Origin of the sequence: Bacillus pumilus, from assembly GCF_038738535.1 — a bacterium.
Taxonomy (GTDB): Bacteria; Bacillota; Bacilli; order Bacillales; family Bacillaceae; genus Bacillus.
On sequence record NZ_CP046128.1, the window covers coordinates 1,157,365 to 1,182,661 of the forward strand.

At 37.5% G+C, this 25,297-nt stretch carries 28 protein-coding genes and 1 pseudogene; 19 read left to right on the forward strand and 10 right to left on the reverse strand.

Annotation, left to right across the window (positions count from 1 at the left end; all coding sequences use genetic code 11):
* Window positions 1-119 precede the first annotated feature (119 nt).
* The 6 genes from catA (at window position 120) to GKC25_RS05670 (ending at window position 5,350) form a co-directional block, all read left to right on the forward strand.
* Window positions 120-782: a type A chloramphenicol O-acetyltransferase gene (gene catA / locus GKC25_RS05645; RefSeq protein WP_187704449.1), complete on the forward strand. Its 663-nt coding sequence runs from the start codon at window positions 120-122 to the stop codon at window positions 780-782.
* A gap of 519 nt (window positions 783-1,301) precedes the next feature.
* Window positions 1,302-1,793 (forward strand): hypothetical protein, encoded by a 492-nt coding sequence (locus tag GKC25_RS05650; RefSeq protein ID WP_187704450.1) that lies wholly within the window; start codon window positions 1,302-1,304, stop codon window positions 1,791-1,793.
* Between the two features lie 56 nt (window positions 1,794-1,849).
* A complete protein-coding gene (locus tag GKC25_RS05655) occupies window positions 1,850-2,731 on the forward strand; it encodes a hypothetical protein (RefSeq protein ID WP_262417143.1) in 882 nt (293 codons plus the stop codon).
* 394 nt (window positions 2,732-3,125) lie between these two features.
* The gene (locus GKC25_RS05660; RefSeq protein ID WP_106031524.1) at window positions 3,126-4,244 is read left to right on the forward strand and encodes a Rap family tetratricopeptide repeat protein; all 1,119 of its coding nucleotides are present in this window, start codon (window positions 3,126-3,128) and stop codon (window positions 4,242-4,244) included.
* The gene (locus GKC25_RS05665; RefSeq protein ID WP_060596049.1) at window positions 4,234-4,410 is read left to right on the forward strand and encodes a hypothetical protein; all 177 of its coding nucleotides are present in this window, start codon (window positions 4,234-4,236) and stop codon (window positions 4,408-4,410) included. Before GKC25_RS05660 ends, GKC25_RS05665 begins: the two co-directional genes overlap by 11 nt.
* 109 nt (window positions 4,411-4,519) lie before the next feature.
* The gene (locus GKC25_RS05670) at window positions 4,520-5,350 is read left to right on the forward strand and encodes an SMI1/KNR4 family protein (RefSeq protein WP_106061931.1); all 831 of its coding nucleotides are present in this window, start codon (window positions 4,520-4,522) and stop codon (window positions 5,348-5,350) included.
* A 42-nt stretch (window positions 5,351-5,392) separates the two neighbouring features.
* On the opposite strand, the gene GKC25_RS05675 is transcribed toward GKC25_RS05670, so the two are convergent.
* Together GKC25_RS05675 and GKC25_RS05680 are read right to left on the reverse strand one after the other, a co-directional pair.
* Window positions 5,393-5,524, reverse strand: coding sequence for a DUF2651 family protein (locus tag GKC25_RS05675; protein WP_223251124.1), 132 nt, complete (start codon window positions 5,522-5,524; stop codon window positions 5,393-5,395).
* Complete coding sequence (locus GKC25_RS05680) at window positions 5,512-5,640, reverse strand: hypothetical protein (RefSeq protein ID WP_262417145.1); 129 nt, start codon at window positions 5,638-5,640, stop codon at window positions 5,512-5,514. The genes GKC25_RS05675 and GKC25_RS05680 overlap by 13 nt, the downstream gene beginning before the upstream one ends.
* Window positions 5,641-6,237: 597 nt before the next feature.
* Between GKC25_RS05680 and GKC25_RS05685 the strand changes: the two genes are divergently transcribed.
* Entirely contained in the window at window positions 6,238-7,134 is an 897-nt protein-coding gene (locus GKC25_RS05685; protein ID WP_034663146.1) for a macrolide 2'-phosphotransferase, read from the forward strand.
* A gap of 43 nt (window positions 7,135-7,177) precedes the next feature.
* Here the strand turns inward: GKC25_RS05685 and GKC25_RS05690 are convergent, their stop codons facing one another.
* From GKC25_RS05690 to GKC25_RS05705, 4 genes and pseudogenes are all read right to left on the reverse strand, one after another.
* Window positions 7,178-8,053, reverse strand: a complete 876-nt coding sequence (locus GKC25_RS05690) for a LysR family transcriptional regulator (protein WP_034663143.1) — start codon at window positions 8,051-8,053, stop codon at window positions 7,178-7,180.
* Between the two features lie 23 nt (window positions 8,054-8,076).
* Complete coding sequence (locus GKC25_RS05695; RefSeq protein WP_187704565.1) at window positions 8,077-8,775, reverse strand: aspartate/glutamate racemase family protein; 699 nt, start codon at window positions 8,773-8,775, stop codon at window positions 8,077-8,079.
* Window positions 8,776-8,935: 160 nt separating this feature from the next.
* A pseudogene (locus GKC25_RS05700) lies at window positions 8,936-9,435 on the reverse strand (GNAT family N-acetyltransferase).
* 16 nt (window positions 9,436-9,451) lie between these two features.
* Window positions 9,452-10,342, reverse strand: a complete 891-nt coding sequence (locus GKC25_RS05705) for a LysR family transcriptional regulator (RefSeq protein ID WP_106041620.1) — start codon at window positions 10,340-10,342, stop codon at window positions 9,452-9,454.
* 127 nt (window positions 10,343-10,469) lie between these two features.
* Between GKC25_RS05705 and GKC25_RS05710 the strand changes: the two genes are divergently transcribed.
* The 9 genes from GKC25_RS05710 (at window position 10,470) to hag (GKC25_RS05750) (ending at window position 20,657) form a co-directional block, all read left to right on the forward strand.
* The gene (locus GKC25_RS05710) at window positions 10,470-11,627 is read left to right on the forward strand and encodes a CynX/NimT family MFS transporter (RefSeq protein ID WP_187704454.1); all 1,158 of its coding nucleotides are present in this window, start codon (window positions 10,470-10,472) and stop codon (window positions 11,625-11,627) included.
* 416 nt (window positions 11,628-12,043) lie between these two features.
* Window positions 12,044-12,565, forward strand: a complete 522-nt coding sequence (locus tag GKC25_RS05715; RefSeq protein WP_060596056.1) for a ClbS/DfsB family four-helix bundle protein — start codon at window positions 12,044-12,046, stop codon at window positions 12,563-12,565.
* 244 nt (window positions 12,566-12,809) lie between these two features.
* Window positions 12,810-13,943: a Rap family tetratricopeptide repeat protein gene (locus GKC25_RS05720; RefSeq protein ID WP_187704455.1), complete on the forward strand. Its 1,134-nt coding sequence runs from the start codon at window positions 12,810-12,812 to the stop codon at window positions 13,941-13,943.
* A gap of 367 nt (window positions 13,944-14,310) precedes the next feature.
* On the forward strand, window positions 14,311-14,769 hold the full coding sequence (locus tag GKC25_RS05725; protein WP_106037839.1) for an AraC family transcriptional regulator: 459 nt from the start codon (window positions 14,311-14,313) through the stop codon (window positions 14,767-14,769).
* Between the two features lie 133 nt (window positions 14,770-14,902).
* Window positions 14,903-15,535, forward strand: a complete 633-nt coding sequence (locus tag GKC25_RS05730; RefSeq protein ID WP_106037838.1) for a hypothetical protein — start codon at window positions 14,903-14,905, stop codon at window positions 15,533-15,535.
* A 167-nt stretch (window positions 15,536-15,702) separates the two neighbouring features.
* On the forward strand, window positions 15,703-16,884 hold the full coding sequence (gene alr, locus GKC25_RS05735; protein WP_034663119.1) for an alanine racemase: 1,182 nt from the start codon (window positions 15,703-15,705) through the stop codon (window positions 16,882-16,884).
* A gap of 98 nt (window positions 16,885-16,982) precedes the next feature.
* Window positions 16,983-18,476: a Kelch repeat-containing protein gene (locus tag GKC25_RS05740; protein WP_187704456.1), complete on the forward strand. Its 1,494-nt coding sequence runs from the start codon at window positions 16,983-16,985 to the stop codon at window positions 18,474-18,476.
* 231 nt (window positions 18,477-18,707) lie between these two features.
* On the forward strand, window positions 18,708-19,547 hold the full coding sequence (gene hag / locus GKC25_RS05745) for a flagellin Hag (protein WP_095285038.1): 840 nt from the start codon (window positions 18,708-18,710) through the stop codon (window positions 19,545-19,547).
* A gap of 288 nt (window positions 19,548-19,835) precedes the next feature.
* Entirely contained in the window at window positions 19,836-20,657 is an 822-nt protein-coding gene (gene hag / locus GKC25_RS05750) for a flagellin Hag (RefSeq protein ID WP_044141245.1), read from the forward strand.
* A gap of 32 nt (window positions 20,658-20,689) precedes the next feature.
* Here the strand turns inward: hag (GKC25_RS05750) and GKC25_RS05755 are convergent, their stop codons facing one another.
* Window positions 20,690-20,827: a hypothetical protein gene (locus GKC25_RS05755; protein WP_262417149.1), complete on the reverse strand. Its 138-nt coding sequence runs from the start codon at window positions 20,825-20,827 to the stop codon at window positions 20,690-20,692.
* Between the two features lie 331 nt (window positions 20,828-21,158).
* Between GKC25_RS05755 and GKC25_RS05760 the strand changes: the two genes are divergently transcribed.
* Window positions 21,159-21,983 carry a methyl-accepting chemotaxis protein gene (locus GKC25_RS05760; protein ID WP_095285039.1) on the forward strand — a complete coding sequence of 275 codons (825 nt, stop codon included), beginning with the start codon at window positions 21,159-21,161 and terminating at the stop codon, window positions 21,981-21,983.
* Window positions 21,984-22,019: 36 nt separating this feature from the next.
* On the opposite strand, the gene GKC25_RS05765 is transcribed toward GKC25_RS05760, so the two are convergent.
* Complete coding sequence (locus tag GKC25_RS05765; RefSeq protein WP_034663103.1) at window positions 22,020-22,391, reverse strand: DUF5412 domain-containing protein; 372 nt, start codon at window positions 22,389-22,391, stop codon at window positions 22,020-22,022.
* 247 nt (window positions 22,392-22,638) lie between these two features.
* Here GKC25_RS05765 and GKC25_RS05770 point away from each other — a divergent pair, with 247 nt between their 5' ends.
* Entirely contained in the window at window positions 22,639-23,262 is a 624-nt protein-coding gene (locus tag GKC25_RS05770) for a poly-gamma-glutamate hydrolase family protein (RefSeq protein ID WP_106041633.1), read from the forward strand.
* 26 nt (window positions 23,263-23,288) lie between these two features.
* On the opposite strand, the gene GKC25_RS05775 is transcribed toward GKC25_RS05770, so the two are convergent.
* Window positions 23,289-23,837 (reverse strand): ImmA/IrrE family metallo-endopeptidase, encoded by a 549-nt coding sequence (locus GKC25_RS05775; protein WP_095285040.1) that lies wholly within the window; start codon window positions 23,835-23,837, stop codon window positions 23,289-23,291.
* 310 nt (window positions 23,838-24,147) lie between these two features.
* Here GKC25_RS05775 and GKC25_RS05780 point away from each other — a divergent pair, with 310 nt between their 5' ends.
* A complete protein-coding gene (locus tag GKC25_RS05780; RefSeq protein ID WP_187704457.1) occupies window positions 24,148-25,047 on the forward strand; it encodes an N-acetylmuramoyl-L-alanine amidase in 900 nt (299 codons plus the stop codon).
* Here GKC25_RS05780 and GKC25_RS05785 read toward each other — a convergent pair.
* On the reverse strand, window positions 25,036-25,167 hold the full coding sequence (locus GKC25_RS05785) for a hypothetical protein (protein ID WP_262417150.1): 132 nt from the start codon (window positions 25,165-25,167) through the stop codon (window positions 25,036-25,038). The two genes, GKC25_RS05780 and GKC25_RS05785, sit on opposite strands and share 12 nt — an antisense overlap.
* Window positions 25,168-25,297 lie beyond the last annotated feature (130 nt).

Below are 25,297 nucleotides of genomic sequence, written 5' to 3' on the forward strand. Positions count from 1 at the left end.
TAACTCATAGTTGTGATAGACAGAAACATTACATATCTCTTGAAAGGATGATTGTGGTGGTGAAATCAGATAAAGTCTCCTCCTGAATACATGAAATCACATTCAGGAGGAGATAAAAAATGTTTAAACAAATAGACGAAAATTACCCGCGAAAAGAGCACTTTCATCATTATATGACGTTAACCCGATGCTCATATAGCCTGGTGATCGATTTAGACATTACGACTTTGTATTCCATATTGAAAGAAAAAAAGCTAAAAGTATATCCTGTGCAAATTTATTTGTTAGCAAGAGCTGTGCAAAAAATACGAGAGTTTCGAATGGATCAAGTGAACGATGAACTTGGCTACTGGGAACTTCTCCATCCTAGTTATACGATTCTAAATAAAGAAACAAAGACATTTTCAAGTATTTGGACGCCTTATGACGAAAACTTTGCTCAGTTTTATAAAAGCTGTGTAGCCGACATTGAAACATTTAGCAAAAGCAGCAAGCTGTTTCCGAAATCTCATATGCCAGAAAACATGTTCAATATTTCAAGTCTACCGTGGGTTGATTTTACTTCTTTTAACCTTAATGTATCTACAAATGAGACTTATTTACTGCCAATATTTACGATAGGCAAATTTAAAGTGGAAGAAGGAAAAGTCATTTTGCCCGTTGCGATTCAAGTACCTCATGCTGTTTGTGATGGCTATCACGTCGGTCAATATGTGGAATATTTGAGGTGGCTTATAGAACATTGTGACGAGTGGTTAAATGATACAATGCAAATTACCTGAAGACAACAGGTACTCCCATGGAAATCTAGAAGATGAAGGCAGACTGAAATGAGTCTGCCTTTTTGTTTTGTGATGAATGTACAAGTACTTGTGCTAAAGGTTATTGGTGTGCAAAATAGCAATCAAGTTATGTTTCTCGGAAGTTCTTTATTGCGGTTTTTTTGCGGTGCTTTATAAATCCCTTTATGTGATAATAAATGTAATATAAGGTAATTTAATGGAAGTGAGTAGGAGGTGTGGGGAATTCTAGTTTAAACTGTCTTAAAGAGTATGCCTGTAAACTTGATTGTTACGATTCTGAGTGTTTGTTATATATGTTTTTTATCAAATATTATAGGTGATGAACTACGGAATTAAGAATAATCTTTCCTTTTAGTAAGAAGGGTGGGGTAGACTCTAAATAAAGAATAACAGTTATTTGTTAAATATACAAAACTTAATACTCACTGAAACTTCATACCGTTATATTGTACTATCAGTATATATTTTACTAGAAATTGACTAAAGGTGGTTTAAATTATGAAAAAAAGCAATACATTATTACTTTCTTCAATACTTTTAGCTGGAACGATATTCCCAGCAACTGTTTCAGCAACAAATGTTGCTAAAAATGAAAATGAATGGATAACGATTGCAGAGGATTCTGCAAGGGATTCTGTATCGCATTCAATTAACAAAAAATCGGCTAAATCTGACTATGTTACTAATTGGAAACTAAGAAAAACTGGTGGAGCGATTGGTGAGATATTTCAATGTAAATACAGCATGTTAACTACAGCGAAGTCAAAGGGGAAAATTGATTATATTGAAGCAAAATCTCGACTATATGGAGGAGATGGAGGACTTTCTAAAAGCAAAACCGATTCTGCAAAGAAATCTAATTATGCTGGAGCAAATGCTGCCGGTGGTGTAAGTGGGGGTTGGGGATGTAAAGGTAAAGCGATAGGAAACTCATTATATAAAGATAGTGGTTATAAAACTGTTAGTCGCCAAAAGACTTTTAAAATATAATATTAGTGATGAGACATAGAACAATTTTATTCATAACAATTTTCATAGTGTTACTAGTGACACTTATTTTATTTCTCAGACAAGAAAAAGTCTCTAGTGATAAAGAGTATAATGATGAAATGATGGATTTTACTGGTCCAGGAACAGATACCGTTTCATATGGTATGTATGAACCTGAGGGGAAATTGCTTGATACACTAGATATCGGTTTCATTAAAAATAACCAAATTAACAAAGTTCTTTCCTTCTCACATTACATAGATGCAGATAGAAAGTACACGTTACTCTTACTAGCAAATTTTAAACAAATAGAATTCTCTGCAGATAATCATAAGCCATCTAAATCATACACATTTGAGATGACTAAAGATCAGGTGATCGCATTACCAATTAAAGCTAAATTACCGAAAGATGTTGGAGAAATCGCGTTTATTATCGTTCCTGAGGCAAAGTATCATTTAAAAGACAATGATATAGAAATAGCCACTGGCTTACAAGAAAACTATATTATGCGCTACATTACAAAAAAAGCTTCATCTAATAAGTTTGGAAGTGAACTTCACCCCACATATAAAACGGATGAATTAACTGGAGAAGAAATTTTCATGGCTTCAGGAAAAATGTCAAATAAGGTTTTATATACTTCCAAAAGTCAAATGCCTGTCTATCTCCAATTGTATAATAACGGTAAAGAAAAAATGAATTATGCTTTAGTGGCTTTCTCGGAAAACAATCAACAAAAATTTAATGGGAAACATGTGATGTATGTATCTGTAGAGAATGAAAAAACAAATGTTTATAAAATAAAATTGCCAAAAGTTAAAAAGGAAAATAATTTTCAAATAATTGCTTTTCCTGCACCTTTTGATAATAGTACTAAATTTGAGGAAGTTAATTTTAGAGGCTATTCTTCAATTAGAACGTTAATTCAACCATAGGGGGCAATTTTATGTGGATTATCATTATTTTGTTAATCATATTGATAGGATTTACAGGAAACATTGTGTCGATTTTAAGGAATATAAAACAATCTAATGAAAAAATTATAAAATTATTAGAAGAAAATCAGCCACCAAAATAGATCATCAGTTCATAGTAACAAGCATAGAGCTAAAGTTTTATTACAGCTCAAAGAGAATAACAAATTAAGTATCAGCTAAAGAAAAGGTTATCTGACAACCTATGTATAGTTACACTACTATTCGTGTATTTTTTACATTGCTCCTTTGAAGGAGCTCTTTTTTATTTTTTAGTTGGTTTTCGGTGATTTGTAAATTATTGTATGTGATAATAAATGTAATATAAGGGAGTTTAGTGGAAGGGGAATAAGGGATGGAGAAAGTTCTTTCTTCACATGTAGGTGTGAAAATAAATGAATGGTATAAAATGATTCGGCAATTCAGTGTACCCGATGCAGAGATTTTGAAAGCTGAGGTAGAACAAAAAATTGAACGGATGGAAGAGGATCAAGATCTGCTCATTTATTATCAATTAATGTGTTTTCGACATCAGCTTATGCTCGATTATATTAAACCTTCAGAAAAACGATCGCCTTCTGTTTCTGATTTGGTTGATAAAATCGAAAATTCAAATCATCAACTTTCTGGTATGCTGCAATACTATAATGCTTTTTTTAGAGGAATGTATGAGTTTAGTAAAAAAGAATACATACAGGCTATCCAATATTATAAGATCGCTGAAAGGCAGCTCGCATTGGTTGTTGATGATATTGAGCAAGCAGAGTTTCACTTCAAGGTGGCTGAAGCCTACTATATTATGAAACAAACTCATGTTTCTATGCATCATATTATAAAGGCCTTAGACATCTATAAGCAGCATGAACAATATAAAGTTCGCCAAATACAAAGCTTGATTGTTATTGCAGGAAATTATGATGATTTCAAGCGATATGACAAGTCATTAGAGCATCTAAATACAGCTTTTTCTATAGCAGAAGAGCTCGCCGATAATATGTTAATTGCTAAAATTCTATTGAACATAGCGAATACATATGATCGACAACAAAAGTACACTGAAGCAATCATACGCTACAGAGAAGTTTTAGACATTATTACACCACGAAGTATTGATATAAAACCAATCACCCTATTTAGTTTAAGTTGGTCGTTGTATAAGTCTAGTCAACATGATGAAGCCGCTCCACTCGTAGAAGATGGTCTTAAGTGCTCCTTAGAGAGAAATGATTCGTTGTGTTTGATGTTATTTAAAGCTTTAAAAGCGATTTATATAGATGGTAATGAGAAAGCAATTCAAGAAGTGCTAGATTATTTTGAGGAAAAGCAACTATATGTCTATGTCGAGGCATTTGCTCAAAGTATAGGATTATCTTCTGAAAAAAAGGGGGACTTTGAAAAAGCTGCCGAATATTATAGAAAGGCTCTTAAAGCTCAAAATGATATTCAAAAAGGAGAGTGTCTGTATGATTATTAAAAAATTACTAGTCATTGTATCCATTGTATTGTTAAGTGTTTCAACAGCAGAAACTTTGAAAATCATTGGAACAAAATCAATTCGGAATACAACAATGGAGGAACAACAAAAATCAAATCGAAACACGACTATGATTGATCGAAATACAACCTCTGAAAACGTATAGACAAGATTAAAACAGACTTTAATAGTCTGTTTTTTTATGAAGTAGAATGAGCAAATGAACAGTTGGTCAATATTATACTTATCTCAATAGATATAGGGAGGCACCCACTTTGAAGCCATTTTGGGAGAAAGAAGAAGAGAGTCCTTTCACGTTAGAAAAGGTAGATGAGGAAAAAATTCGTGAAGCAGAAGGAAGACTTGGCGTCACTTTACCTGATACATATAAAAAGCTCATTTTAGATTGGAACGGTGGTTTTACAGTTCGTAATGCTTTTCCAACCGAACGGCCAAATTCTTGGGCAGAGGATCATGTTCAATTTGACCATCTAAGAGGAATCGCAAAAGGTGTTGGAATTATGAACAGTCCTCAGTTAAGTGATGAATTGGATCTGCCTGAGGGACTTATTTTCATCAGCGGGGAAGAAGATACATGGATCGCAATGGACTACCGAGAAACGAAGGAACGTCCTCCTATTCACTATTTTGATTTAGAGCTGGAAGTAGATTTTAAGCTGGCAGATACTTTCGATGATTTTATTGAGAAGTTATATACAGCTGAAGATGCGATGGTCGAAGTAGTAGAGATTGAGGAGGAAGCTTCGGATTTATATGTCTGTAAAGAAGAGCTTGAACACATATTTGATAGGCAGGACCTTCGTCAGCAGAATCTATTCAAAATGGCACATTATCCGATGGAAGAAACAGAAGAGATCGAATGGTTTTTCAATCGTATGAAACAATGCATCCAACAGATAAAAGATCAACATGTTTTGTATGAAGCAGCGACAACGATTCACTCCATCCTTCTGTTAAACCCGGATATGCCAAGGAATGACCGTATCAATCAAGAGTTGAAAGAAATAGCGGAGTTTCTAGAAAATAGTGGTGAGCCTAATACCGCTTTTTTGGGAGAAGACATTCATCCAGTGAAAAAACGATAGTGAAAGAATAAAAGCCCCTGAAAAGGGCTTTTAAAATGTAGTTTAAGACCTCTTTTTATTTAAAGTTTTCATGATGAATAATGCTATATATGAAGCAATGAATGAGCCTAAAGTGTAAACAACTGACCACCCTAAGAAAGAGCCATTAAAAAGTGTAAATGTCAGGATGAGCAAAAGATAAAGCTCACAACTGGCATGAAATAAACCTTTTGTACAAACAATGTGACGATAAAAGAAGCGATGATCGTACTTACTGGAAGCAAGCCGAATACGAATTCTAAATGAGTCATACCAATTCTCCCTTTAAATGACTTAGCTACATTTGATTTGTTCTAATTGCCTCTCATACACTCAAAATTCATAGTACATCGGGTTTTTGAGTTTAATAAATTTATTAGACAAAAGAATCAATAACCATATCATAACATAAGTAAATACATTTATTACATTATATGTAATTCGATGGGAAGTCGGATGATTTTAAATCCTTTTTTTTGTAATCTTATTGAAAGTCATATTTAAATAAAGTATAGTAACTTTATATGACAAAGAGGAGGATGGTTAAAGATGATGCATGCAGGAAGATTACGCCAGCAAACTTTGAACAATCAATAATTTCATATGTTCAAAGGCTCTGTTTTCATCAAACAGAGTAAACGGGGTAGTCTGCACATTTTTAAACATCTTCAGCGGTCAAGTATGTAACTTTACTTGAAGACAGACAGATATCGTTTCTGTCTTTTTTTGTAATTTTTTATTGATATAAAGAGAGATATGAGTCTAGCCGTGTTTACTCTAGCCACAGATAGCAGCCTATTTGTGGTTTTTTTGATGATTTTCTTAACGCCTGTTGATCATGAATAAATGAGCAATTGGAGGAAAAGAATATGAATAGACTAGATTTAAAGCAATTAGCCAATCATCACGGATTAGAGATTTTAGAGAATACCATCAAAATAAATGAATCAGGTGTTGATTTCCGTGTCGCACATGTCGAAGATTTACATGGTGATCAATGGATATTAAGAATGCCTCGCAGACCTGAATCAATGAAACATGCCTTACAAGAAAAAAAGACATTAGATCACATTAGTAAGCAGGTTCACTTTCAGGTCCCTAAGTGGTCTATTTTTACAGAAAGTCTGATTGCTTATAAACAATTAGAGGGTGTACCGGCGGCTAGTATTGATGTGGAACAGCAATCTTATGTGTGGAGTTTTGATCAAACGAATGTACCACAAGCTTATTATGAATCATTAGGAAGCGTTTTAGCGAATGTACATTCCTTAGATCAACAGCCTTTTAAAACGATCGGAGTGGAGATGCTCAGTGCTCATGAATTAAGAGCATCAATGAAACAGCGAATGGAACGTGTCAAATCGCAATACACCATTAACAGCGGTTTATGGGAGCGCTGGCAAGCATGGCTAGCTAAAGATTCTTTATGGCCGCCTTTCGTGGGGGTGAAGCATGGAGATTTACATCCTGGCCACATTCTGATTGATGAAAATCAATGTGTTACGGGTGTTATTGATTGGTCTGAAGTGGGGGTTGGTGATGTATCTGCAGACTTTTTGTCGCATCAACTTCTCTTTGGGAAAGAAGGATTAACAAAACTTATCCATGCGTATGAAAAAGCAGGCGGGAGAACTTGGTCAAGAATGGATGAACATATAAAAGAGCTTCTGACTACAAGTGCGATCACTGTGGCCGAGTACGCACAGAGATCAGGATTGAAAGATATGCATGAAACTGCAGCATACATGTTGGCAAACGAAAGATAATCAATCAGAACGTATCCAAAAAAAGCCCTGAAAAGGGCTTTTTTTAATCTAATTCATGAAAAAACTGTTTGAGCTGATCAATGAAAACTGATTTGGATTTTCCCTTTTTATAAATGAACTCGATATTGATGTTGAAATTGATGGATGGATCGATTGAAATTTGTTTTAATGTTCCTTGTTCTACCTCATTTCTAACGCAATGATGAGGTAGAAACGATAGCCCCATTCCTTGCAGCACTAAATTTTTTGCGGTTTCCATATGATCAACCTCAATGGAAATGTTCGGTGTGATGTTGTTCTTTTGAAATAATCGGTGGAGCATCAGCCAATCAAATGACCCATAGTCAAAGAAAATAAAAGGCTGTTCTTCTAGTTCTTTCATATTGATGTTGTCAAGGCTGGCAAGCGGGTGATGAGTTGGGACGAACAGCCCGATAGGATCACTGAAAATAGGGATCGATTCAATTTGAGGATGTGTTTCAGTCCTGACAATCCCAAAGTCCACTTGATTGTTGATGACTTTTTGAACAACATCCTTTGAATGTCCTGTTACAATTTTCACTTTCAGGTTTTCGTATTTTTCTTTCAGGGCAGGCAATATGTTAGGCAATAGATTATTGGAAATAGAGGATGCGCATCCAATCGTCAATTCATAAGGGATCATCGTTTGTTTGAGACTATGCTTTGCTTCTTGATAAGAATGGAGGATCTTTTTGGCATGCGGGTAAAACTGTTCACCTTTTTCCGTCAGAGACAGCTTATTTCTCTGCCTATCAAATAATTTCAGGTCTAATTCTTTTTCTAACGATTGAATACGTGCCGAAACAGAAGGCTGGGTTAAATACAGTGCTTCCGCAGCTTTATTGATACTGCCTAGCTGGCATACATAAATAAACGCTTCTATATTCTCAATATTCATTTTATCCCCTTATGTTGCGTTCTTTAAATGTTTAGCTTTTCAAGCTCATACACTAATTTTACAGCTTCTTTCGCCAAAATGACAGTAGGGTCAATCATTTTCACATCTTTAGTTGACCTTAGGACTAAGGGGATTTCTGTACAGCCGGCTATGATGGCTTCTGCCCCTTGATTGATTAAAATTTCTGCAGCTAACGCCAATTCACTTTCGCCTTTACTTAATTTTCCTGCTTTCACCGCATATATCCCATTCATAACGTTTTTCTGAAGATTTTCACTAGGAGTCATGACGTCAATCTTGTGATGAGCACAAGCCTTTTGATAGAGCTGGGTTTTTAATGTTCCATCAGTACATAGTAAGCCCACAGATGTATAGTGATGTTTGTTCAGGTAATTTGCGGTTTCTAATGGCATATTCATGATAGGGATATGAGTGGAATGTCGTACGTTTTCTAAAAAGAAGTGAGCGGTATTGCATGCAATGAGAATAAAGTCCGCTCCTGCACGTTCTAATCTCTTAGCTGATGAAATCATATCATCTGTAGGATCTTCGCCTTTCCCAAATATGGCATTGGTTCTATCAGGGATTTGAGGATAATTATCAGCAATCACATGGAGATGATCCTGATCTTTTATCGCTGGAGTATGTGAAATGATTTTTTTCATCAGATCTATCGTTGCTAAAGGACCCATCCCGCCCATAATTCCGATCGTTATAGACATATACGCCACCACATTTCTTTTTTTTCTATTATAAAAAAAGAAAGCATGGTGATCGTTATAGAAAAGTTCTATATGTATATAGAAGGTTTATCAAAAGCGTCTTTTAATGGCGCTTAGCGGCCCACTCCGATTGAAGAATCGCATATTGATATTCATCAATTCAATGTCCTTTTGACATATAATTTTGAAGTAAATGTCCTTCGCGTCTCATCTTTAAACGTTCCAGCACTTGAATAGATTTTTCATTGCGCACATCAGTAAAGGCAATGATTTTATACTTGTCCAGTGTAGTGAAAATATATTCGATCATTGAACTCAAGGCTTCGTGAATATAGCCCTTTCCTTGAAATTCAGGTGGGAGAGTAAATCCGATTTCAACGTTTCTGGGCTCACTGGCAAGTGTGTGAATTGCGCAATCTCCTATCAGTTGATTGGATTCAGGTAAGGCAATAGCGTATTGAAACCATGTCCCCGGTTGATTAGGTTTTTTTTGATGTTAAACAAATGATTCAGCTTCTTCGTACGTATAGTTTTCCCAAGATTGATATGTTGCAATAGAGGGATTTGCTCGGTACTGATAAAATGCTTCAATATCTTGCAGATCAAATTGACGAATAACTACCGGTTTGTCCTTGTGAATATGCTGTTTGCATTCTTCATGTTTTACCCTCATTTTTTAGTTTGTTTTTGATTTGAAAAAGTCTATCAGCCATTCAGATAGCTGCTGCTGTGCTTTACTGACAAATCGATCTGCATAATAAGTTAATTCTAAGTGACGAACAGGTGCCGGATCAGCAATAGGAATCGAAACAATATTTGGCCACGTCGAATGGTATTGCAGCAATCCTCGCGGCTGAATGGTTGCACCGATGCCGGCTTCAACCAGCTGCAATAATGAAGATGCGGACCCAACCTCCATGACAGTGTCTAGTTCAACACCCTGTTCTTTACATACGTCATCTACTAAATCCCTTCCTAGATATCCCTTCGGATACATGACCAAAGCATGCTGCATCAGCTCTTCCAATGTCACTTCACTCTTTTGGGCTAGATCACTTTCTGAATGAACAAATAATTCGTAGGGCTCACTTCCAAGTGGAATTTGAACGAGACGCTTATCCGCAGGCCCTCGCAGCCCGATGCCGAGATCCACTTTATGCGACAGTACTTCTTCACGAACGTAGATCGTTGAATATGCTTTCAGATTGGTTTCAGGATAAAGTGTTTTAAATTCTACAAATAGCGGAACAAGCTGAAAGTCAAGATCGGAGGGGAGTACTGCAAGTCGAACGTTTCCTCGTTTTTCAGATAACAGTTCTTTCATCGCATTTTTCGCATCTCTTTCAGCTTGAAGCATTTTCATACCATATTGATAAAGCAGAGAACCCGCTTCAGTTGCAACGACTTTTTTACCGATTCGATCAAAGAGCGGCATCCCAACTTCAGCTTCAAGCAGCCGGATCTGCTGGCTTAATGTAGGCTGTGATATCCCTAATTGCTCAGCAGCTTTTGTGAAATGTAAATGGTCGAATACAGCCATGAAATATGTAATATGACGAGTATCCATTTGTCATCCTTTCATAAATAATAGTTTTTTACTATCATCATAATACGAATTATTGTATTGATCAATGAATGCGGCAGATTTATACTCAAAGTAACTTCAACAAGATGAGAGAGGAAGAAGAGCATTGATGAAAAAAATATTTTATTTAGCCGCTTTATTTTTAGCTGCATTAAACTTGCGCCCAATCATTACGTCCGTGGCTTCTATGATGAGCATGATCCAAACAGACCTTGGAGTCAGTGCGCTGACAGCAAGTCTTCTAACCACTTTACCGGTCTTGTGCATGGGGGTGTTTGCACCTGTAGCAACTAAACTAAGCCGCCGTTTTGGTTTAGAGAGAACGCTTTTTTTCTCGATTCTTCTCATCACAATCGCTACTGGACTACGTGGGACGAGTCAAACGGTTGCCGTCCTTCTCATCACTGCATTTGCAGGAGGCGTTGGGATTAGCTTTGCAGGACCTTTATTGTCTAGTTTTATCAAAAAGTATTTTCCGAAAAGCCCGGGGATTGTGAGTGTCTATTCTATTTCGATGACGATTGGGGCAGCACTTGCTTCTGGCTTCACCATTCCGATATATCTTCGCAGTGAGCATAACCTTCCGCTCGCCTTGTCTTGCTGGGCGGTTTTAGGGATGATCGCATTAATCTTATGGCTAGGGCTGGCTCGGAAAAAACAACAGGCTGATCATGCAGTTTTACCGCTAAGGCTGCCGCTGCGAAACAAAAAAGCCATTCAATTCACCTTGTTCTTTGGCTTTATGTCCAGCATGTTCTATTCGTTAACAGCATGGATTTCACCCATCGCCCTTAGTTTTGGAAATAGTCCACAGTATGCCGCCATGCTGCTGACGATATTTACACTGATTCAGATTCCGGTGGCACTACTCGTTCCAGGAGTCGTCACTCGCTTAGGAAAACCGAAATTATTTCTGATTTTATGCAGCGTGTCAGAGCTGATCGGCCTTATTTTCCTTCTACTTCCAATGCCTATTTTGCCAGCCGTCATTTTTCTAGGGATTGGGGCAGGTGGATTATTTCCCTTAGCACTTATGCTGCCCATTATTGAGACGCGTACACCGGAGGAGGCTGGTACATGGTCCGCTATGTCGCAGATGGGCGGATACATCATGGGCGGGTTTGGTCCGTTTTTCATTGGCTTGGTTTTCGATCTAAGCGGACATTTTCAAGCTTCCATTGTTGCAATGCTCGTCATTGTCTCATTGATGATTGGCGTTCAGTTATCAATGAAATTAGGTAGAAAAGAGGAAGATGTGTCGAGTTAAATCATGCAGCTTCACATTTCAATCAAAACGGGGAGGTTTTATTGCTTAAGAAGGGGAGCCTGGGGAGAGATACTGGGTGCTTGTTTATGATGGAACGTAAGGAATGTCTTCATTTTTCGCAGCCGCTTTTATAGCTTTTCTTTATTGAGTTTGCGCAATAATGGAATATTTCACAAAATAATAGAGTCACCTAAAGGAGGCAAGTATTGTCTCTCTTTTGTTGTTTTAGGAGTAAACACCAGTGATACTTTCATTTAACTAGAAATGCTATTGCTTTTTTGCTCGATTAAGAGTTTGATTATAATAGAGACTGTAAAACAGAAGGCGATAGAATAATTCAGTATCATGAGCTCCAGTTATTTTTGCAAGATATGTTCCGAGAAAAATTTGCATAAAAAGAACTAGAGGTGAATAATATGACAAGCTATGAGTCGAAAGACATTTTAAAGCAAGCAATCATGAAGACGTACAATCAATACGATGAAGAATTCAATATGATTCCAGAAGAAATGAAAGATGATCGAATAGAGGATGTAAGCCGAACTCCTGCAGAAAATTTGGCCTATCAAGTTGGTTGGACAACCCTGCTGCTTCAATGGGAGCAACACGAAACTGAAGGAAAGGTTGTCCATACGCCAGCAGAAGGTTATAAATGGAATCAGCTTGGCACATTATATTCTCTTTTTAATGAGAAGTATGCCTGCCAATCACTAGTCGCATTAAGAGCTCAGCTCAAACAGAATGTTTTAACTATTTGTGATATGTTGGATCGTATGAGTGAAGAAGAAGTGTTTGAACCTCATCAACGAAAATGGGCGGATGATGCGACAGCAAAGGCTGTTTGGCCAGTTTATAAATTTATTCATGTGAATACCGTTGCTCCTTTTAAAAATTTCCGTACTCAAATTCGTAAATGGAAACGATTAAAACAAGTATGACGTGAAGGATATACGATGTACATATTTCGTTAGAACTAAACTTGATTGTATCATCTTATTTCAGAGAGAACAGGGGGCGCTGATTCGAGCCCAGTTATTCCTTCTTATCAAAATTACGATCACTCACATGGCTTCTTTACAGGAGCTTTTTTTCTTATTTTTGCGGTTTCTTTTCGGTGTCGGACGATTCACAAAATGATAATATATGTCATTATAGGGAAAATAGAGGAAGGGGTAAGGGCGGATGGAGAAAGTGCTTTCTTCTCACGTCGGCTTGAAAATCAATGAATGGTATTATCATATTCAAAGATTTAACGTACCGGACGCCGAGGCATATAAAGAAGAAATCAAATCAATGCTTGATCATATGGAAGAGAATCAGGATTTATTATTGTATTTCTCACTTATGGACTTCAGACATAAATTAATGCTTGATTACTTGAATCCTTTAGAAAATGGGAAAGAGCGGGCGAACTTTAGGGAACTCGCAATGAAGATCAAAAGGGATCAAGAGAAATTAACAGGATTGCTCGAGTATTACTTCAATTTTTTCTACGGCATGTACGAATTTGAAAACTACGAATACCTCAATGCGATTACCTTCTATAAGCGGGCAGAAAAAAAGCTGTCTCTTGTCAGCGACGATATTGAACGTGCCGAGTTCAATTACAAGATGGCAGAAATCTATTACCACATGAAACAAACCCATATGTCGATGCACCATATCGCACAGGCAATAGAATGTTATCGAGAAAAAGATACATACACAGTAAGAGAAATCCAATGTTCTTTTGTCATTGGATTAAACTATATAGATATGGGCTGCCCCGAAAAAGCAATACCCCATTTTCAACACGCACTAGAAAAAGCCGCCGACAACTCAACAAAACGATTAAAAGGATCAGCACTTTATAATTTAGGGTTGAGTTATTTTCATAACAATGATCTTTCAACTGCAATTAAATATTTTAATGAATCTATTCATTCGTTTAAAGAACAGGGATATGAGCATTTAAATAAAATTCTTGATCCGCTGGTCATGTTGACAAAATCATATTTTAAAAATGATCAGAGAGATTTAGGTTTATATGCATTAAACTATGGACTTGAATTAGCTGAAAAATTAAAGGATGATATTTTTATCAATACATTCGTTATGTTGAGATCACTTTATATTGATAACAATGAAAATCGTATAAAAGAGTCAATGGCTTATTTGGAATCAAAGTCTTTTTTTGCAAATCTTGAAGATTTAGCGAAAGATGCAGTGAAGCATTATAATAAAGCAGGAGATATAGAACGCTCAAACGAATTTTATGAGAAGATTCTATATTTCCAACACCAAATTAAAAGGGGAGACTGTCTTTATGAAATTTAAGTCAGTAGCAACCGTATTAATAATTGTCAGTGTGTTAGGTGCTTTTAGTTATGTTTCATCAAACGATATCCATAATGAAGCCCAAAGAGGACATACATCAAGTATCGGTTATTTTGCTTAAACTTAAAAAGCCTGTTCAATGGCTTTTTTTATTTAATTGTCGCTTTTCTCAATGTTAAGTCTTCAGAAAAAGCAACTAGGCGGACAATGTCCGTTCTTTTTTGTTTTAAAAGATTGAAATCTTGTTATGTTTTTCCATCATACATTCAATTATTTTTAATCACCTGCTGTATTATATTTTAAAGGATGTTACCGTTGTATGTAAGGAATGATTGGCCAATCTTCCAATAAGAGTTGGAGGGAAATCATGAATTGCAAAATTGAAATATTAAGCAATATGAAGATGGTGTATATGAGAAATATAGGACCATATGGAAGCAAAAAGAATATAGAGATGATGAAGCATTTTAAAAAATGGATCAACCAACATCAATTAAATGATGAATTAAAGAAACATGGCATATACGGTGTTCCTCAAGATGATCCTGCAAGGACTTTACCTGGAAAATGCAGATATGACCTCATGATCATGACAAATAGAGATTTCTCAAATAATCAAATGGTTCAGACTGGTTATTTTGAAGGAGGAAAGTATGCTGTTTTTACAGTGACGCATACAACTGAAAAAGTGAATTTGTTTTGGTGTCAATTACCTGACTATATTCAGAACAATCAATTGAACATGCGTCAAGCCCCTATTATAGAGCGATATAGAGAAGAGGAAGGCGAAGATAAGGTGTGTGAATTCTTACTGCCTATCTTTTAGACAATTTATCGAACGTCAATGAAAACAGACCTTTATGGTCTGTTTTTATGGTTAAATCATCTAGGACTCGTTGCTTCAAATGCTATACTAAGGCTAAACTATAAATGAAGGGTCATGATAGGAGGAGCATTGTGTGATATTCATCATAGGCATTGTCATTGCTTTTATGATTGCTATTTTAGGTTTTACTGTTTTCGTAGAAGTAGGAAATGGACTGGGGACGGCTCTCAGCATCATCGGAGGACTGGTCATTTTATTCATAGCCGGTAGATTACAAAGACGAAAAGAACAGAATGATCCCAACATATTATTAGATAAGATGATGATGTTTTTTCACGAAGATGGATTTCAGGCATCTGCATATATCTTTTCAGAGCAGGTTGATAAGGGATTTGCGATTGATGATGAGCTAGAGAAAATGCGCTTTATTGAACATCAACCTGGCGGGTCATCTAGAAAATATAGATTTGCAGTCACTGAGCTTTCCTTGAAAGATTTGAAACAAGTTGAGATATTAGAAGATGGTGTGCCGATTGATTATTCAGCTGAGAGTGATGATAAAGAAGAGGTCTCGACGCTTGAATTAAGATTAACTATGAATGATCAAGAATCATCAACGATCACGATCAACTTCTTGCAATTTGATGGACCTGTTCGTAAAAGCAACGCTCAATACTTAACTGAACGGGAAAATTTGCAGGAGATTTATCATGATATTGATGCAATGATGAAATCTGCGGATGAAATTGAATATCATCGCTCATAGAGAAGAAATCACAGTTTGATGTGGTTTCTTTTTTTTATGTGTACCCAAGAAAAGCTGGTCCGGTCATTGTAGTTGAATGTTTTTCTCAAAAATGAATAAAGATAGACTAGACGCGAAAGCGAACATGAAGATAGAAAGAACTCTCATGTGATGAGGAGGAAAAATAAATGAAAAAGCTTTGCAGGGAAGTTTGGATCGAAGTCAACCTTGACGCGATTAAAAGAAATATCGGGGCCATTCAAGCGCATATTCCGAGGAAAAGTAAGATCATGGCTGTCGTGAAGGCGAATGCTTATGGACACGGTTCAGTGGAGGTAGCGCGGCAGGCACTGGAAAGCGGTGCGACGGAGCTCGCAGTTGCTAGTTTGGAGGAAGGCATTGTATTGCGAAGAGCAAAAATTGAAGCGCCGATTTTGGTTCTTGGATTTACCCCGCTAGATTGTGTGAAAAGGGCTGCGGCCTGGAGAATTGACCTCTCCGGCCTTCGAGAAGACTGGATTGTTGAAGCAAATGAGATCTTAGCGGAAGAAGATAGTCAGCGCCGGCTTGGGATTCATGTCAATGTCGACACAGGGATGGGGCGATTAGGTGTACGAACGAAGGAAGAGCTGTTAGGAGTGGTGGAAGCACTTGAAAAGAGTGGAAATCTTAGATGGGACGGGATTTTTACGCATTTCTCCACTGCAGATGAGCCTGACCCTGATTTCACGCTGCTGCAGCACAGCATTTTTATTGATTTTCTTCGGTTTTTGAAAAAACAAGGAATTAAGCTGCCGACCGTACATATGAACAATACAGCGGCTGCCATCGCGTTCCCTGAATTTAGCGCCGATATGATTCGGCTGGGCATCGGGCTATATGGGCTGTATCCCTCGCAATACATTGAAAGCTTAGACGCTGTTCAGCTAGAGCCCGCTCTCAGTTTAAAAGCAAGGATTGCGTTCGTGAAGGAAATGGTGACAGAGCCAAGGACCGTCAGCTATGGTGCAACTTATGTAGCAAAACCTGATGAAATCATTGCCACCATACCGATCGGTTACGCAGATGGGTACTCACGTGCTTTATCAAATCGGGGATTTATGCTTTTCCGCGGCAAACGAATGCCGATTGCTGGCCGAGTCACAATGGATATGACGATGATCAGTTTAGGAGAAATGAAAGCAAAGCAAGGCGAGGAAGTCGTCATATATGGTCGTCAAAAAGACGGAGAAATTTCTGTTGATGAAATTGCTGAAATGCTCAATACAATCAACTACGAAGTCATCGCCACCTTAAGCCGCCGCGTCCCAAGGTTTTATCGTCGAGGCGGAAAGATTATTAAAATATCGACGCCGGTGATGTATGTGTGAGGGGAAATAGAGGGAAATGCTTATTATGATAAAAATTAAATTTTATTACAAATATGTCGATAAAAGGAGGGAAATTCAAGATATGGGGGAAAGAAACGATGAAAAAAGGATTATTGTTAGTGCTTTTGACCATTTTTATGATGGTTACAATTCATCCGTTAAAAGCTCATGCAGCAGAGACAAATGGCTGGACGAAGCGAGCGGACTTACCAGAAGAGAGACTTCATTCTAGTTCCGCAGTAGTAGATGGAAAGATTTTTGTTTTTGGGGGAAGTAGTGAAAAATCACATAGTAATAAAAATACCTACATGTATGATCCTCACAAAAATGAGTGGATCTCAAAAGCTGATATGCCAAGAGAAAGAACAGATAGCGCGGCAGTGGCGATAGGTAAAAAAGTATATGTCATTGGAGGAGCATATCAAGATAGCACAAAAACGATTGATATTTATGATACAGAATCCGATACATGGTCGGAAAAACCAATCCTAATACCAACTTTTGCTGTGACAAATGGAGATATTATTGCGACTGGAGAAAACGGAAAAATTTATATTCTTGCAACGAGTAAAAGTCCTCATCAAGAACATAATTTTTACAGTTATGATACAAAAACGGATAAATGGCAACAATTAAAAATGTTTCCTCAGAGTTTTACTGGGATGTCTATGTCAGAAGTCATTAACAATAAAATTTATGCTACAGGCGGATATAGAGGAACCCAAAATACCCAAATATATGAATATAACATTGAAACAAATCAGTGGGTACGAACAAAATCAAAGTTGGAGTTTTATCAAGTAGGAGCAGCGTTTACAACATATCAGGGAAAATTATTTATGGTAGGCGGTCAGCATAGCGTTGACAGATCCAGCCCAATATTACCATATACACAGTATTATGATGTGGATTCTAATTCTGTAAAAAAAAGTATAAATGAATTGCCTGAAGCTAGAGTTGGATCAAGTGCTGTAACACTTGATGGGATGATATATATCATAGGTGGAAGGAATTTCAAAGAATATTATAATTTTAAATACGTTAAAAGCAACTTCAAATCAGTAATCTCTATCTCATTAAAAGACTTGCAAATTGCTGAAGGTGAAACAAAGCCAGACGATGGTTCAGCAGAAGAACCGAAAGATCAGGACGGAACAAAGCCTGATGACGGAACAACAGAAGAACCGAAAGATCAGGACGGAACAAAGCCTGATGACGGAACAACAGAAGAACCGAAAGATCAGGACGGGACAAAGCCAGGTGATGGTACAACAGAAGAACCAAAAGATCAAGATGGAACAAAACCAGATGATGGAACAAGCGAAGAACCGAAAGATCAAGACGGAACAAAACCTGGTGAAGAAGCATCAAAAGGTATACTTTCAATTACCATGATAAACGGACTGCAAAAGGATTATTTGCTATCAACGAAAGAAATCAACGATTTTCTTAACTGGTATAAAGAAAGAAGCTTTGGAATTGGTATGAACTTCTATGAAATCAATGATGAACACAATAAAGGTCCTTTCGCAAGTAAGAAGGATTATGTGGTGTATCCAAATATCTTAATGTTTGATATCAAGCAATACTGATATCATAAAACGATAGAGCTGCTGATTATAGATCAGCAGCTTTTGTTTTTATAGGATTGTTAAAATTAGGATTAACGTCATGAGAAAAATGCGATATTTTTTTAAAAATCTGCTAAACATCCTATAAACACGTCCGATAATAGAATTGTCAGGGTTGATAAGCCCTAGAATAACGGACTTTTTTCAGACAAGGACGTCTGTCAGGTCCCAAATACATGGAGGTAATAGGAAATGAGAATTAACCACAATATCGCAGCACTTAACACATTAAACCGTTTGTCTGCAAACAACGCTTCAAGCCAAAAGAACATGGAGAAGCTTTCTTCTGGTCTTAAAATCAACCGTGCAGGAGATGACGCAGCAGGTCTTGCGATTTCTGAAAAAATGCGTGGACAAATCCGCGGATTAGAAATGGCATCTAAAAACGCACAAGACGGTATTTCTCTTATCCAAACAGCTGAAGGTGCATTGACTGAAACTCACTCAATCCTTCAACGTGTTCGTGAACTAACTGTTCAAGCGGGTAACACTGGTACGCAAGATGCAACTACAGATCTTAAAGCAATCCAAGATGAGATCGACAACCTTTTAGATGAAGTAGATGGTATCTCTAATCGTACAGCATTCAACGGTAAAAAATTACTTGATGGTACGGCTACAGATGGATTTACTTTCCAAATCGGTGCTAACAAAACTCAACAATTAACTGTTAATATTGGTAACATGGGTACTGCTGCTACTGGTCTTGATATGTTGAAAGCAGATTATGTTGTAACAACTGCTACAGCTGCTAATACAGATGCTTTATTAGACAAAGTAGATGCTGCAATCAATAAAGTATCTTCTGAGCGTGGTAAACTTGGTGCAGTTCAAAACCGTCTAGAGCACACAATCAACAACCTTGGTGCTTCTGGTGAAAACTTAACAGCTGCTGAGTCTCGTATCCGTGACGTTGATATGGCGAAAGAAATGAGTGAGTTCACAAAGAACAACATTCTTTCTCAAGCTTCACAAGCAATGCTTGCACAAGCGAACCAACAGCCACAAAACGTACTTCAATTACTACGTTAATGAAAGGCCCCTATATGGGGCTTTTTTTTATGTGCATTTTTCTTCGAATTTTCTCCAGTCTTATGATTCTTAAATCCCTCTGATGAAACATGAAAAATGACCTTTAAATTTGGCATACTCTAGCGAAACGATCATAATGAATGAGACTTATTCCTTATTTATTCCTTTTTTGTTAAACAAATTCCATACAGGTTCGATAAATGGATTGTAAGGCTTACAAAAAAATTCTAATTTAGAACTTTTGGACAAGGATGTTCAATTGGTTCAAACACATGGAGGTAATAGGAAATGAGAATTAACCACAATATCGCAGCACTTAACACACTGAACCGTTTGTCTGCAAACAATGGAGCAGGGCAAAAGAACATGGAGAAGCTGTCTTCTGGTCTTCGCATCAACCGTGCAGGAGATGACGCAGCAGGTCTAGCAATCTCTGAAAAAATGCGTGGACAAATCCGCGGATTAGAAATGGCATCTAAAAACGCACAAGATGGTATCTCTCTTATTCAAACAGCTGAAGGTGCATTAACTGAAACACATGCGATCCTTCAACGTATGCGTGAATTAACAGTTCAAGCGGGTAACGTTGGGACTCAACAAACAGAAGATTTAACAGCGATTCAAGAAGAGCTCACTGCTTTGGTAGATGAAATTGATGGGATTTCTCAGCGTACAGCATTCAACGGAAAGAATCTGTTGGATGGTAGCGTTGAAGATGGATTCCAATTTCAAATTGGCGCAAACATTGAGCAAAATATCAACGTACAGATCGGCAAAATGGACGCTGAAACCTTGACTGTCAAAGATATTAAAGTGAATGAAGATGGTTTTGATTTTGACGTCGAAGTAGCAAAAATTGATGAAGCAATCGGCGCAGTATCTAAACAACGTTCAGCACTTGGTGCTGTACAAAACCGTCTAGAGCATACAATCAACAACCTTGGTGCTTCTGCTGAAAACTTAACAGCTGCTGAGTCTCGTATTCGTGATGTTGACATGGCGAAAGAAATGAGTGAGTTCACAAAGAACAACATTCTTTCTCAAGCGTCTCAAGCGATGCTAGCTCAAGCAAACCAACAGCCGCAAAACGTTCTTCAATTATTACGTTAATGAAAAAGCCCCACTAAGGGGCTTTTTTTGTTTCAATCTAATGAAAACAGGTGCTGCAAACGAAAGTCAGGAACCGCTTCATGGAAAAAAGCTCGATTGCTTTCATCATCCTCTTTATCCCACTGACTCCACCATTCAGCAGTTTCTCCAGAGGCGTCGGCTTGAATCATGACATGCAGCTGTTCTAAGTTGATAACATTGATAAAACTTTTGCAGCGAGCATTCCCGTCATACCGCCGCCAATGGCGATCGCCTGCTCATATGTCATAGGTTGTCTCACAACATGCGCCTCCAATGAATATGTAAAATGATTACATGACCATTTCATCATATGTTGATGCTTAAATTATAGCAAATTTTCGTTTTGTTGAATATAGAGAGGGAATCTCCTTCTTTTTACTCGTACATATGAGAAATAACTTTAATCATCATCATTATTTTTAAAAAATAACTATTATTTTAAGAAGGACGACCGATAAATAACATAAGGGGGTAGAGAAATTGGATATACTACAGAGTATTGTGACAGCAGCACCTTATATGATGCAGATTTTAAAAAATGAAGTGACGATGGGTATCATTGACCGAGAGAAATTTTTGCTGTATTTGCCATCGAAAGATGTTGATTTTCAAATTCGAGCTGGTGAACATATTAAACCAGATGATCTGAATATGAAAAAAGCGCTGAGAGGTGAGACATCAAGTATGTTTGTACCTGAATCAGTGTATGGAGTACCATTAAATGCAATGGGATTACCAATTTTTGATGAAAATGGGCAAGTGATTGGTGCCCTCGCTTTAGGATTTCCGCTCAAAAATCAAATAGAGCTTGAAGCGTATATGGAATCATTAAATGACATTATTCAAAGTATTCAAGAAAAGGTGCACGTGGTGGCGGCACATTCAGAGGAGCTTTCTGCTACAAGTGAGGAGATGACCTTACAAACGCAGCAAACACTTGAAAGCTCGAAACAAACAGCCGATATTACAAAAATGATTAAAGGCATCTCGAAACAAACGAGTTTGCTAGGATTGAATGCGTCAATTGAAGCGGCCAGGGCAGGAAAAGAGGGAGCTGGTTTTAGTGTTGTAGCAAGTGAGGTTCAAAAGCTTTCAAGTGAAACTTCACGTGCAACAGAAAACATCGAAAGCTCATTACAAGGAATTTCCTCCAATATACATACATTACTTGAAAGTATGGACCACATGAAAGGTTCTTCATCGGAACAGGCTTTACTTGTAACAGAGTTTAGCGAAATTGTGGAACGATTGACGATCGTAAGTAAAGAAATGAAAGAATTCATGCAGCATGTGATGTCAACGTAAAAAACGAATCCAAGAGGGATTCGTTTTTTTGATGCGCTATTTTCTCTTGTTCTGATCAAAGCGATAATCATACGTGTCGCCCTTCACCACATTTAAAAACTCATGTCCAATTTGAACAAGCTGTCCGTTTTTCCATTTGATGAGAGGGTCTTTGTCAGGGTATTTCCAGTAAATCGTCTTCTTACGGTGGGTCAGTTTGTTTTCAATTTCTGCTCTAACTGCGTTTTCCTTTAGCTTTCCTCCGCTATGCTGATAGGTGTTGATGATGTACATTCCGTCAGGTGATGACATCGAGCGGATGAATGTTCCGTGAGACACGCCTTGAAGAGAGAAGCATTTCCAATAAATAATGCCAGCGAAGCTAAGGAGCAAGATGATAAGGATGAGGGTGGTTTTCTTTTTTAACATGAAAAATTCCTCCAGATGTAGATCACAATATTTCTAATTTATGAGAGAGAATACAAAAAGATTCATATAGTCCAAAAGTTCTATTCATTTCAATTATCGGTCATTTTTTCTCAAAATTCAACAGAAAGCCGTAAATGTAAGGAAAATTTAAGGAAGAATTCAAGTGGTATATTTGATTCGAAACCTCTTTACAAAAGAATAAGGGATCAGTAGACTTATGCTCATATAGAGAAATGGGGCAGATGACATGAGACAAATCATCGATACGTATCAAAGTTATGAAGAGCTTTCCGCTCATGAAAGAATAGGAATTGATTATCGAATTCTTCACGAGCGGAAAGGTGACCAGCTTCTGGTTTTGTCGCCTCATGCCGGAGGAATTGAATCCGGCGTGAGTGAGCTCATTCATGAAATAGCAAGTGATTATTCTATGTATTTATTTGAAGGCCTTAAAGTAAAAGGCAATCATGTTCTTCATATTACAAGTACACGTTTTGATGAGCCGGTTTGCCTTTCTTATGTGCATAACCATCATTATACGTTTGCACTCCATGGCTACGGAGAAACAGAGGTGCTTCAAACGTTAGTGGGAGGTACGGACAGAGAAAGAGCGGCAGAAACTGTGAAACGTTTAACGCTAAATGGCTTTCACGCATTGCTGCTATCTGAATCTGATCGTTTTTCTGGAACACATCCTGATAATATTAATAACCAATGTCTGACGGGAAAAAGTGTACAACTTGAAATTAGTCAGGCGCAAAGAAGAGCATTTTTTCAAGACTTTAGGCGTCGCTACCGGCGTGATACACAAACTGAACAATTTTACCGGTACACAAATGTACTCAAACAAGTATTAGCCCTTTATGAATAAACTTTTATCGTTTTATGTCCGAGTATTTACGTTTGATAAACGGCTTCTTTTTCAGCGACCCTTTCTGCTTTCATTAAATAAGACGTAAACTCCTGTTGAAAGCGAATGCCTGTTTTTCGCTGTTCGAATAAGGCAAGCCGCTTTTCAGCAAAAGCTCTGGTGACGTGAAACGTTTGAGCAATATGCAAAATGGCTTGCTGCCGAAGGGTTGGAAGCTTCATTTGCAGCAGCATAAAGGTTGGAACACAAAAGTGATACATGAATTGTTTTGCCTGAAACTCCTGCAGTTCTCGAAAAAGTTTGTTCATTTTGAAATGATTGCCTGTATGCTTTAGCACATGACAAAGCTCGTGGGCAAAATCCTGCCATTGTTCTTCAGATGATAGGGATCTGTTTAATATAATACTGTAAAGACCTTGATGCTGGATCATCATGCTGCCAGTCTCCTCGTAGTGGACCCATACATGAAATTCAGAAGCGATCCTTTGCATCTCTCTATAAGCAGGACCGCTTATTTGTAATTGAGCATATAACCGCTTAATATCTTCTTCTAAATGGGTTAAAAAACCAGTCATTTAAAAAACCTCCATACAAACGTATGTTCTATTTTTGGCGTAAAAGAAAAGTCCATATAGGACTAAATAGCTAATTGAGCTATTACTTACTTTTTATATCGGCTTATTTTTAACAATTTTAACATAAATTCAAGGAAAAATGGAAGTAATTCCTGTTTTTTTCTGTATTTTTGCACTTTCCACTACTAAAAAGAGTGATTGAATTCAAATTTTACCATAGTCTTCTCATGAAAACAAACAAGTATTGTCTTACGAACGCCACCGATTGATGAGAAAGATCAATTCAATCTAGCAAAAGGGAGTGCAGAACATGGTACAAATTTATCAAGATTTTATTCCAGTTGGAAACGGAAACCGCCCAGGATATGCGATGACACCGGAGTATGTGACGGTGCATAACACAGCAAACACGTCAAAGGGAGCGGATGCGAAAAGTCATGCGGCCTATGTAAAACGCCCAGCGACAGAGGTGAGCTGGCATTTTACAGTGGATGATCATGAAATATTTCAGCATCTGCCGTTAAATGAAAATGGCTGGCATGCAGGGGATGGACATGGGAATGGTAACCGGAAGTCGATCGGAATTGAAATTTGTGAGAATGAAGATGGAAATTTTCAGCAAGCGGTCAAACATGCACAATGGCTTATTCAAAAGCTATTAAAAGAACATCACATTCCGCTAGCAAACGTGGTCACACATCAGTACTGGTCTGGAAAAGCATGTCCACGCCAGCTTCTTTCTACATGGGATGAATTTAAAAAAGGGATTGAAACGGCAGAAGATCCGGAGCCGGTCATCACGTATGTCGTGAAAAGCGGAGATACGTTAACGAGTATTGCGAAAGCTCATGGGGTCACAGTTCAAGATTTACAGAAGTGGAATGACATTAGTGATCCGAATAAGATTCAAATTGGACAGGTTCTCAAAATTTATCGTAACGATGCAAAGAGCATGTATGAGCTGCCAGATGGGGTTTTAAAGGTGACGTCTCCATTGACAAAGGGAGAGCACGTACGCCTCGTTCAACAAGCGCTTGCTGCTGTTTATTTTTATCCTGATAAAGCAGCTGCAAATAAAGGGATCGACGGAGTTTTCGGAGAAAAAACGGCGAACGCCGTAGCGCGTTTTCAGCTGATGAATGGTCTGACAAGTGATGGGGTATACGGCTCTAAAACGAAGGAAAAGCTTCTGGAGCTGTTAAATAAGTGAGTGTTTCTGTTTGTATGATTGGATGACTGTTTCACTTCGTTCATTTAATCGACGAATATAAGGCGACGACTTATATTCAGCAAACTGAACATATCTCAATTGTTTGATTTTCTTTTTCATTTATTGGCACCTCAATTGTTGCAGCGTATAGATTATTGTATGCAAGTTTATGTAAAATCTGTTTGTATGATTGGATGACTGTTTCACTTCGTTCATTTAATCGACGAATATAAGGCGACGACTTATATTC